Source organism: Chitinimonas sp. BJB300 (genome assembly GCF_002735695.1).
Taxonomy (GTDB): domain Bacteria; phylum Pseudomonadota; class Gammaproteobacteria; order Burkholderiales; family Chitinimonadaceae; genus Chitinimonas.
Window position 1 is genome coordinate 1 of sequence record NZ_PDZH01000052.1, and the last position, 10,285, is coordinate 10,285.

Annotated in this window: 11 protein-coding genes; 1 reads left to right on the forward strand and 10 read right to left on the reverse strand. The window is 49.5% G+C overall.

Annotated elements, in window-relative coordinates; genetic code table 11:
* A partial coding sequence (locus CSQ89_RS10600; RefSeq protein WP_143747066.1) for a transposase occupies window positions 1-331 on the reverse strand: 331 nt, incomplete at its 3' end.
* A gap of 106 nt (window positions 332-437) precedes the next feature.
* On the reverse strand, window positions 438-2,282 hold the full coding sequence (locus tag CSQ89_RS10605; RefSeq protein ID WP_099406132.1) for a DUF3857 domain-containing protein: 1,845 nt from the start codon (window positions 2,280-2,282) through the stop codon (window positions 438-440).
* 760 nt (window positions 2,283-3,042) lie between these two features.
* Here CSQ89_RS10605 and CSQ89_RS10610 point away from each other — a divergent pair.
* The gene (locus tag CSQ89_RS10610; RefSeq protein WP_158228959.1) at window positions 3,043-4,380 is read left to right on the forward strand and encodes a KAP family P-loop NTPase fold protein; all 1,338 of its coding nucleotides are present in this window, start codon (window positions 3,043-3,045) and stop codon (window positions 4,378-4,380) included.
* Window positions 4,381-4,567: 187 nt separating this feature from the next.
* On the opposite strand, the gene CSQ89_RS10615 is transcribed toward CSQ89_RS10610, so the two are convergent.
* The 8 genes from CSQ89_RS10615 to CSQ89_RS10650 form a co-directional block, all read right to left on the reverse strand.
* Window positions 4,568-5,482 (reverse strand): hypothetical protein, encoded by a 915-nt coding sequence (locus tag CSQ89_RS10615; protein WP_099406134.1) that lies wholly within the window; start codon window positions 5,480-5,482, stop codon window positions 4,568-4,570.
* A 127-nt stretch (window positions 5,483-5,609) separates the two neighbouring features.
* A complete protein-coding gene (locus CSQ89_RS10620; RefSeq protein WP_199065419.1) occupies window positions 5,610-6,074 on the reverse strand; it encodes a BTAD domain-containing putative transcriptional regulator in 465 nt (154 codons plus the stop codon).
* Window positions 6,075-6,255: 181 nt separating this feature from the next.
* Window positions 6,256-6,639: a type III secretion protein gene (locus CSQ89_RS10625; RefSeq protein ID WP_099406136.1), complete on the reverse strand. Its 384-nt coding sequence runs from the start codon at window positions 6,637-6,639 to the stop codon at window positions 6,256-6,258.
* Window positions 6,640-6,656: 17 nt separating this feature from the next.
* Window positions 6,657-7,232: a hypothetical protein gene (locus CSQ89_RS10630; protein WP_099406137.1), complete on the reverse strand. Its 576-nt coding sequence runs from the start codon at window positions 7,230-7,232 to the stop codon at window positions 6,657-6,659.
* Window positions 7,233-7,274: 42 nt separating this feature from the next.
* A complete protein-coding gene (sctE, locus tag CSQ89_RS10635) occupies window positions 7,275-8,741 on the reverse strand; it encodes a type III secretion system translocon subunit SctE (protein ID WP_099406138.1) in 1,467 nt (488 codons plus the stop codon).
* A 2-nt stretch (window positions 8,742-8,743) separates the two neighbouring features.
* A complete protein-coding gene (locus CSQ89_RS10640) occupies window positions 8,744-9,202 on the reverse strand; it encodes a SycD/LcrH family type III secretion system chaperone (protein WP_099406139.1) in 459 nt (152 codons plus the stop codon).
* Window positions 9,203-9,255: 53 nt separating this feature from the next.
* The gene (locus CSQ89_RS10645) at window positions 9,256-9,825 is read right to left on the reverse strand and encodes a secretion protein EspA (RefSeq protein WP_199065422.1); all 570 of its coding nucleotides are present in this window, start codon (window positions 9,823-9,825) and stop codon (window positions 9,256-9,258) included.
* Window positions 9,826-9,849: 24 nt separating this feature from the next.
* Window positions 9,850-10,200, reverse strand: coding sequence for a hypothetical protein (locus tag CSQ89_RS10650; protein ID WP_139022873.1), 351 nt, complete (start codon window positions 10,198-10,200; stop codon window positions 9,850-9,852).
* Window positions 10,201-10,285 lie beyond the last annotated feature (85 nt).

Below are 10,285 nucleotides of genomic sequence, written 5' to 3' on the forward strand. Positions count from 1 at the left end.
CCTTGAAGGTCCAAATGGTGGTACGGTCTGGAATCTGACTGCTACTGCGTAGACCGACAAAGCGCTGGAAACTCAGGCGATCCAGCAACTGGAATTCCATCTGCTCATCGCTGAGATTGAACAATTGCTGAACCAGCAGCACCCGAACCATTAATTCGGTCGGAAACGGCGGCCGGCCGCCGCGGGCGCGGCTGGGTCGAGGGGCTGCTCGGTCAATGTCTGCCGCCAGTGCGGCAAAATCGACATGGGTCCCCAGGACCTTCAGCGCATCGCCCAGCTGATCAAGTTTGGCTTCACGTTCTTCACTGGCAAACAGACTGGATTTGATCATGATGGGAGGGCTGACTTTGGGATGTAAGAATCATGCCATGGATGAGAGGTTTTTCGAGGTGCCCTGCTGATCAATTAAATCAACAGAACCTCGCCCTTCAATTAAATCATTTTCCTTCAATAACAATCTGATTTTTCACATCACGCCACATAGCCTGTATTGATGGCAGCATGGCTTTAAAATCAGCCGGTGTACATACTGCCCGGCCAGTTGCCTTTAACTGCAACATTCTTTTTATCTTGACTTGTTGGTTTTGGCGCTGATAACTGGCATTGTAGTGGAAGTAATTATTTTCCAACTTTAATGGTTTAGGCAGCGATACTATTTTTGTGCCTTTTGGAAATGAATAATTTGCCTCTTCTTCCACAAGAAACGCCGCACAAGGGAAAGGCTGCGTACGTGTTGACTCGGCAATGTAACTGCCAATGGTCGCCGCCAAACCACCCGCCAAGGTTGTGCCTGCATTCAACCCAACCGTACCCGGAAAAGCAACAAAGTTTTCTACGGTAGCATCATAAGAAAAACGCTGCCGATCACGACTGCTCGGATTTAAGTCTAACGTATATCGCCCCTTACCTTTTAATCCATTTTTCATCAGTATATTTTCTATCATATGGGCACGTTCGTTTTCGGGTGTAATTTGGAAATTAACACGGTCTACCTCCGCAAATACGCCAATGACGTCTTTTGATCCCTTAACCGCTGCGACACCATCATTTTGAACCGTCACCTCCATGTTCGAATGTGTTTCATCTTGTTGGGTCAAGGGCGTATGCGCAATTTGTCCACTACGCGTCAATAAAGTGGGCTTGCCTTGTAGATTGGGATTAAGAAAACCCGCTGCCACTGGCTCTGCCGTTGAATCAATATAAAGATCCAGCGAAGGGACATAGGTTATCGCATGATTAAACACAAAAGCGACCGGCACATCAGGAAGACGGTAGCTATTACCCAAACTAATCAAAGCGGTAGTGCTATCAATATTCACTGCCGCCAACAGCGCCTCCAACAACGTCGTATGATCTTTGCAATCGCCATAACGGTTATTAAGTATATCTTCTGCAGCATGAGGCACCACGCCACCACGTCCAAGGTAAATGGCTACATAGCGGATATTCTTTCGTACCCAATCAGCCAAGATCAAAGCTTTGTCACGCTCAGCCTTTACCCCTTGCGTCAATTCCTGCGCCAAGGCGATTATTTTTTCATTCGGTTTGGCTTTGTCACGCGCCCCTTGCTCATACGCTTGCGCCAATGCTGCATAGTCTTTAAATGTACTTGTCTGAAGGCGGTCCCCATAATCAACATAGTCAACCGACCCCGCCTCAATGCGATCCTTCGGCTTGGCTTCATAGCGCCACGCGTACATCTTTCTACCGGGCTCTGAGGTAGTAGGCAGCGCCACATAACCCTTTACCTCTGACTTCAAAGGCAAACTGTCAGGCATATCGTATTCAATTGTCGCCTCTTTATAGGGATGAAATGCCGGCAAATTGGTACCGCCAAAATAACCCGGAAACATAGGCTGACTTTGAAGCGAATATTTGAAATAAATACGATCACCCACATCCAGATCTGGGAAGACTATCACCTTGTATTCACTGTCATTGAACATAGGTGCATTACTGGATACCGGATCTGCCTGTGTTTTTATCTGATCAGCAGCTACAACCACCTTGCGTCCGTCTGCTTTCAACGTATACGCTTCCAGCGACAGTAATTTATCCAGTTGCTTATTCAAATAAATATATTGCTGTCCATTTTCTTGAATTGCACGCTTTTCTTGCAACAATAACTGGACTTCATTACGAAATATATAACTTCCATCTGTTTCGACACGATACTGTGCCTTGGCTTTCTCAATCAAAGCAGATACATCATCACCCAACTGTGCGGCGGCAATGGATAGTGGTTGGAGACATAGTGCGAGTGCTAGGACAGACTTTTTCATTGTAAATCTTTATTTGTTAAAGGGGTGCTACCCAAAAAGTGACATGTCGATAGGCATTTTGTTCCCACCTTGCCCCTGTACCCGCGCTAGGCAATTCCCTTATATCAACGCATTAGACAAGACACTGAGATCAACCAAGCATATCCATTTACGCCTTCATTAGCGTGACGTAAGGCAAGGGGCTACAAGGGTGATCATCACCCGTATGCTGGAGGGTAAGCGGCGCCTATTCGGCCCAAATCAACTAGCGAAAGCACCTGGTGGGAGTGCGCTGGGATTAGCGAGCCTCTCACAGAAAACTACTTACCGCGCACAGAAAAAAGTCAGGTATTGCACTACAAAGCAGTGAGGGAAACGGCGGGTAATGCTGTCCTTAGATTAGGGTGCTTAAGCTTCGCCTGGAAATCCGTGCTAAGCAGTGATGCTAGCGGCCGTCAACAGGATGAAGCATTGCGAAGAGTCGGCATGTACTTATGTGCATCAGGATTTCGAGCAGCGCATAAGTCCTGATCATGGCTGCACAGTAAGGTGGTAAACAGGTTCTTAAGGGGTACCAAATTTTACGCTCGGTTTCGAACAGGCATCAGCAAAGACAAGTGATGAAACTAAAGGGATAAACAATACAAAATGTACTCACCTTGTGTAGAAGTTGTCTTTGCCCTATGCGCCAGTTATGACGTCAAGAAGGTGAAAATCCCTCTGTGGTTTTTCGCCTTTGAATATGCTTTGTTTTCGTCGCAGCAATCCGGGAGTGTGTTACATGGGTAATGAGGATAAATTCTATGTCACTACGCGCGACGACTTTAATCTTGGCCCCATCGCAGAGAAAATAATTGCCCTTCTTGAGCAAGATATCAAAGCGTCTCCTTTGTTAATAGAGGGAGGATGGGGAAGTGGAAAAACTGAATTTTGTAAGCATATTATTAACCTGAGTCAAAACAAAATCGGCGCAAAAATTCGTCCTGTTTATATCAACGCCTTTCATGCCGACAATGCTGGCCCACCTATCTTGACTTTACTGGCAGCGATTCTTGAATTGCTCTCAAAAGAAGAAGACAGAGAAAAGATAAGAAAAGCAGCCTTGCCCATCCTGCGTCTGGATACAACAACGCTGGGGAAAACGGCAGTCAGCTGGGTCTCTGAACAATATACTGCCAGCCCTAAGCAAAATGGGAAGAAGGAAATTCAATTAGTGAGCGATGCAATGGCCGATCACATGATTGAATCCATGCTGAAAGACCACGAGCAAGTTCGAATAAGTATTCTTGCTTTGCAGAAATTACTGGCGGCAGCGGCTCGAAAAAAAACCATTGTGTTGTTTGTTGATGAGCTGGATCGGTGCCTGCCCCATTTTACTATGCTGATGCTGAAGACGATTCAGCATCTATTCGACGTGCCAGGTATAAAGTTTGTTTTTATAGCCAATGCCCAACAACTACTAGCCTCTACCACTCACTGCTACGGTACTGAGATCGATGCCCAGCGCTATCTCGATAAATTCATACGTTATCGCTTTCAGCTACCCACTGCAACCAATCATAATAAACAAGGGCCACAACTACATGCCCAAAGCCATTTTTTGGCGACCGTTAAATCCAGCGCGTTATTAAAAAACAGTATCATTGTGAAAGGGGCACTGCAAGAGTTCATTTTTCATCTTATCGAAGTCAATCAACACGCGCTTCGAGAGGTAGAAAGATTTGTAGTTTACCTTGAAGTCTATCAATCACTTTCAGCAGGTAAATTCAACACCAATGATTCCCACGACGTCGGGGTGGTTTTGCTAGCTATTTTAGCCGTCTATTGCGTTTGCTTCCTCCCAGAGAAAGCCAATGCAACGCTCTCGGGAGATGCTGTACTGCCATTAATTGAACAAGCACTTAAAAAGGATTATTTATCCAAACACATGGGCTATCACAATCCGGTCGATATCGTACTTGCCCTATTTTATTTATCAGACAATTGTACGGGGAAATTCTCTTCAGGCAACACAGTCAGTGAATGGAAAAGCAGGGTTGCTGAATGGTTTTCCGTTGATTACCCCACTCACAAGCCATTATTTCAGGACGCCATCCGACTTATGTCCATGCATGGGTAAACGTTCCAGAAGTCTATTTTGAGTCCTGCAAACTGGGGGCAAGATAGAGCACAAGCACGTCTAAAGGTAGGTTTGCCCTGGAAGATCAACGAAACACCACAAACAAGCAGCGGACTTCAAACTGGTTTTATTAAAGAACCCGCTCGAAGTCAGGAGCGTCAGTAAAATTGTGTAATGCTCTCGGGCATTACACGGCAGTAGAAAACCCGTACAGGGGACGCGACTGATGCCCCCGGATATCCCGCTCTGCCATTCTGGCTTTCAGGCTCTCCAGTTCCTGCCTTAGCGTCTCGATCAACTGCTTGTACTGTGCTGTCTCTTGCTGATGGTCCGCATCAACCATCTGTTTGGTATTTGCAGCCATCGCGGCAAGATCGGCAGTTTGCTTGGCGACCTGCAATGGAACCGTGCTACCCGTCACAAGCGCACCAGCTTCCGTCGCCAGGGGGCGAACCAGCGTACCGAGAATAGTCATGGCATGTGCAACACTCCCGGCTGCACTGACAGGATTGAAAAATCCGGTCAGGATATTGGCGACAGTCAAGGCGCTGCGGACACCCATTGACGTGTAGGTCGCTACCTTTCCAGCGGTTTCCTCGTTGGCATTGAGCTTACGGGCTAATACATAGACACCATTGGCGATGGCATTTCCTTCCATGGGAAGCCCGGTACCGCCACCAGCTCTGCTACGCCAGTCATACAAGGCACAACTGGTGTCAGCCAGGGCCAAAGCAAATCCTACGCCGGCAAGCACAAGCAGCGGCGTACCCGCACCAGCGGTGAGCGCGGTAACGGCCACCGCAATACCAAGCCCTAAACCCGCAATGGCCAAACCACAAAGCTTAACCATGAAACCACGGCGGGCAAGGTCCACGCCACAGCTCTCGGCTTTTTCCGCAGCCATCGACGCATCTTCCATCACAGCAGGCAGCGAAACGGAAGTCTGGGTAGCAACACTGGCAGTCTTCGGCTTTGCTATCTGAAGAATTGAATCAAGCTCCCTGGTCGCCGCGACTTCCCTTCTGTTACTCACCGCACTGCTAATGTTGCTGGCTGCAGGTGTAAAGGTGCCGTAGTTGCGAATACTTACTGTCTCTCCCATTTGGCTTGCTCCTTAGTAAAGGTAACATGGGGCAGTTTATGAAGGCTTTATCAACGCCTATGCTGAGTCAGATTTTATTTGCATCGGTAAGGCTTGAATACTCAGGGTTTAATACCACCCCATTTATTTAATCGTTGATCCGGATCAAAAAAGCGCGGGCGTGCTGCAATAACGCGCCAAACTCACGATTTTCCGGCTGGCCATAACACAGGGCAATAACGGCATCGAGTGCGTCACGCGTTGCTTCTATTTCACCTAGCTCATACAAACACTCGGCAATTCGATAAATAGCGCCTGGTTCGTTGGCTTGCATTGCCGCCGCATAACCGTAAATGGTCAATGCGTGCATCAATTCACCCTGGCGATGCAAAGCACTGGCAAAAGCGTAATGAAAGCGACGATCCAGAGGTTGGTGCAGGACAAGAAAACCAAAGTCGGCGGTAGCAGCGTCAATATCCCCAGCCTCCCATGCTGCATAGCCACGGCTGTAGATTGCCTCCAGCGCATTGGCGTCCAGACCAGCAACGTCAGCCAAGGTTTGCCTTCCGTTAAGTATTTCCAGGCATTGCTGAGTAATGGCTTCAGTATTCAAGGTAGTTTCCATTGCAGATCTTTCTGATAGGCAAACCTAAGCAACCAAGCGTCAACAAAAGATTAAGTCGCTCAGGCACCTATCTGCTTACGGAAAACACCCCTACTTTTCATATTTGCAGCACAACTCACGAACGGTTGTTGCGCCTTTATGTAGGGGGCGTTTTTACGCCCCCTATCTTTCAATGGCAGGTGTAGCGAAGCCAATATGCGTCATCAAGAAAAATAGGCTGCGCACCTTCTGCCACCATTACATCGGTCAGACGGCGCCGTGCACGGTCAAGCGCAGCATCGTTTGGCGCTGACAGAATCATGGCGTCGATAACCGCAATCTCCGGCACACGCTTTGTCATACGGCGTAATAACGACAAAACGCTCAATACCGACCCTGCATCATCTTCACGTCCGGCAAAGTCACACAACACCAGCCGATTGCCATCAAGACGATAAGTCAACGAGAAGTGCTCGGTTTCAACCACATGGCCCAGTGGAAAGTCAGTGCCAAGAAAGTTGCGTGCAGTGGGTTGCAGTCCTTCAGACTGCAAAAAGCGGGTCACAGCATCCATGGTCTTGTCCCCTTTGACTACCGCACAGATGATGCAAGGCGTTCATAGGCCTCAACCACCATCTTTACCATCTCTCTCATCTGCGTTTGAATGTCGGTCACCTTTGCCAATATCTCGTCGCTACGCTTGAGCATGGCATCGGCGAGGCCGTGCTGAAACTCAGCTTTGGCCTGGTCGACTTCTCCATCACGCGAGAGCGCAGCAGCGTCAAGCTTAAAGCTGCTTTGGGAGATATTTGACATACCCGAGCTAATCGAACTGACCGCTTGGTTCTGCATCCCACCGGCAAGCATGCCGCCACCCATTTCCACCATACCACCCAGGATTTGGCCTATAGCCGCGTGCTGCTGGGCCTCGAAGTTTTTCTGAATGCCTTCCATCCGTGTGTTGAAGGAAGTTTGCTGCATTTTGAAGGTGTTCGAGTTTAGTAGCTGGTTGTATTCACGCATCAGATCGCGCATTTTGCCCAACAGGCTACCCAACTTCACCATTAGATCATTGATCACATCTAGCGCAGCACCAGCCTGCGTATCGTTTACATTTAAAGGGGAAATGTTGGTCGGGGTAGAAATAGCATTGATGTTCGTACTCATGATTCTGACTCCTGGGGTACACAAGGCACCCGGCTAAGAAAATTAAACGATGCTGTTGGCGATATTGCCAAGGACGGCGCCATTCTTCTGAATCGACTCAGCACCACCAGAGATTGCTTTGCCAGCACCATCAAGCAAGCTGCGAATATCGTTATTGACTTGCTTTTTCAGCTTCTCGAATTCATCAATCAGGAATTGCATGAAGTTGCCTTCTGCTATCAACTGCTGCACCATTTCTTGCAGCTCGGCGCGTTCGCGGCGAATTTCGCCCTGTGCAATCCCATTGACGCCTGTAGCCCCAGCACGCACAACTGCCTTGCCGATGTTGGCGGAACTCTTGATGCAAGCCTTGACAGCAGCTTCAACAACTTCCCGTTGCACGGCTTTTACTACTTCGCGCGTCAGGGATTCTGCTGTGATCTCGGCTGCCGACTTTGCCGCGCTCTTGGCAACGCCTTCGACTGCACGCGTCACCATCTGCTCGATGGCGGACTTGCTGAAGGCTTGTACTAACTGCCCCTGGGTAAGAATGTTCTTTACCGTCTTCTCTGTCAGTTCCTTCAGTACTTGCGCTGCAGCCTGATCGGCAACTGCCTTGCCAACAGCACTTGCGACATTGCTGACTGCCTGCTTGCCGGTTTCTCCGCCGATCTTCATTGCCTGCTTCAGCGCCTCGCCCGAGCCCGCAACCATAACAGCTTCCGTGCCCTTGACGGCCGATCTGGCAGCCATCATGCCGCGGCCAACACTGAGCGCATCGACAAACATGCCGGCCATTTCAAAGGCTAGCTGCACCTTGCCTGCAACCTCAGCCACCGCCTTGTATTTCTCTGCATTCTTTGGATCGATCAAGGCGGCAGTTTCACAAATCGCCTTGACTATCCCAGCAGCACCTGCAGACAAGTCCATTACCCCACCGACAACACTGCCAACGTTACCGGTCAATACCCCCGTCACAATCTTGACGATGCCGCTGACGATTTCCGCGATGGAAATAACCCAGTCCAATATCGCCCCGATAATCCCCGCCTTTTGGGCTTTTTGAGCATCCTCAATGGATTTGTCGACTTCCTTGCGCAGGTCTTCGTTTTGACGAAGCCGAACCGCCTCGACACCCTTGGTGCGTATTTCCAGTGCAAGCGATTTGAGATTGGCCGTATCGCCCAGGGCCTTTACGCCCAGCAATGATGCAGCAAGCGTCATTGCATCCATTGGCGTGCGTTCAATGTCCGCCAGGGTAAGCGACTTGCCCGTCGCATCTTTGGTAAAGGGTTGCAAGATGCGGTTCAGGGCTGCTTCGGCTGCACGCAACACAACCGGGTCTCGCGGCTTTGGCGGTGTAAGAAACTGACTACCGGCAGACTTGCCTGCATCGCGCTGGGGTGGCGGAGTAATGGGGTCCAATGCACCCGCTCCAACCGAGCGGTTGGATGCAGCCGTTTTTGTGCCTTCATCGGTATCCAGTACGCGGGAGGCCCCCGTCCCGGTCAGACTAATAATGGAATCCATGGTCAGATCTCCTGTGCGGAAAGGGTTGCTTTCTCGCGTAGCAACTCCGCCTTGAAAGCGGCGTATTCCGGCTTACTACCACAGCACCTGCTTGCAGCGGTAAATGCTTTTTGGGCATGTTCGGACCGGTTGGTCAGTTGATAACTCAGGGCAGACAGATACGGTGGGCGCGGATCATCCAACCGCAGTAAACCTGCCTGGCCAAAGCTGAACAATGCTTCCTCGTGTTCATTGAGTCGCTGGCAAGCCAGCCCCAATGCAAGCCAGTAGTCAAATTGCCAATGGCTCAGCCGCGCAAGCATCAGGTAAAAGCGCTTGGCTGCTTCATAGTCACCGGCATCAAAAAGCTGGCAGGCGTAGGCGTAAAGCTTGTCCAGGTCCGCCGGGTCGATATCTACCAGTGCCTGCAAGGTACCGCCCTGAGCCAAAAAATCGCGCAATGTGTCGAAATCGTCTTGCATGGGACTACCCTTAGGAAAAACCACCGAGCACACGAAAGCGCCCAGCAGATTATTCAGCGAATGTTTTGTGCGATTTTATTGCACATTTCAGCAAGCAACGTTTGCATGCTGTTAATCAGACTCACGCAGACGTTGTAGGACTGCATGACTTTCTGAATCTGCAATTGAGCTTGTGAGACAAAGTCGGAACAGCGACCAGAATCTGACTCAAGCGCACCCTTGATGGAATCGAGATCACCCTTCTTCAAACCTTTACCATCCTTGTGGCCAATGCTGTCCAGGTAGTCATCAATACTCTTACCCATGACTGTAATATTGTGCTCGCGCATATATTTGATCACTACATCGGGTAAGTCCGCCCCCTTCTTGGGGTCATCTATTTCGGCAATCTTCGAATCAACCTGATTGGCCGCTTCCTGCGAATTACGTGAACGATCTGCCTTGACACTCATCTGGTCGTATTTACCTTGGGCCAGATCAGAGAACAGCGTCATGAACTTGTATAAAACTTCAATACCGCCGGAGATGATCGAGTCACCGCTTCCTGCCTTGTTATTAAGAAAATTGCCATAATCACCCACAGAACCTAGTCCGGGTGTAGCGGTGTTAACTAACATAGACATGATGAATACTCCTAGGTGAATTGCTCAGATGAACTGGCGGCCAAAAGTAGGCTTGGCCAATTGGGGGGCTGTCGCCGATGTGGCAGCACCTTCTCCGGTTTGCTTGAACGACTGTTCAAGCGATTGAAAATGCGATTGCAACTGCTCCAAACCATCGATGATACGTTGGTTCAGAGAGCCCAATTCGCCTTGCATGGCATGGCCCAACTTATCCAGACGCATACGTGCCAAAGGATCAGTAGGGGCTTTCTGCCGAAGCACACCTACTTCTTCCTGCAGGGTATGAAAGGCGGTGAGCTGCTCGCTCAGCGCCTCCCGCTTCAATTGCAGGTCCTGCATCATTTGCTTCAGGGCAAGAGCGGAATTTGTTGCCACAATTATCTCCTTGGTTGTCATGTCAGGTGCTTAGCTGTTGGATTGAATGCTAAGGCTGCACTGACAAGCAGGCTTGCGTGTTTTG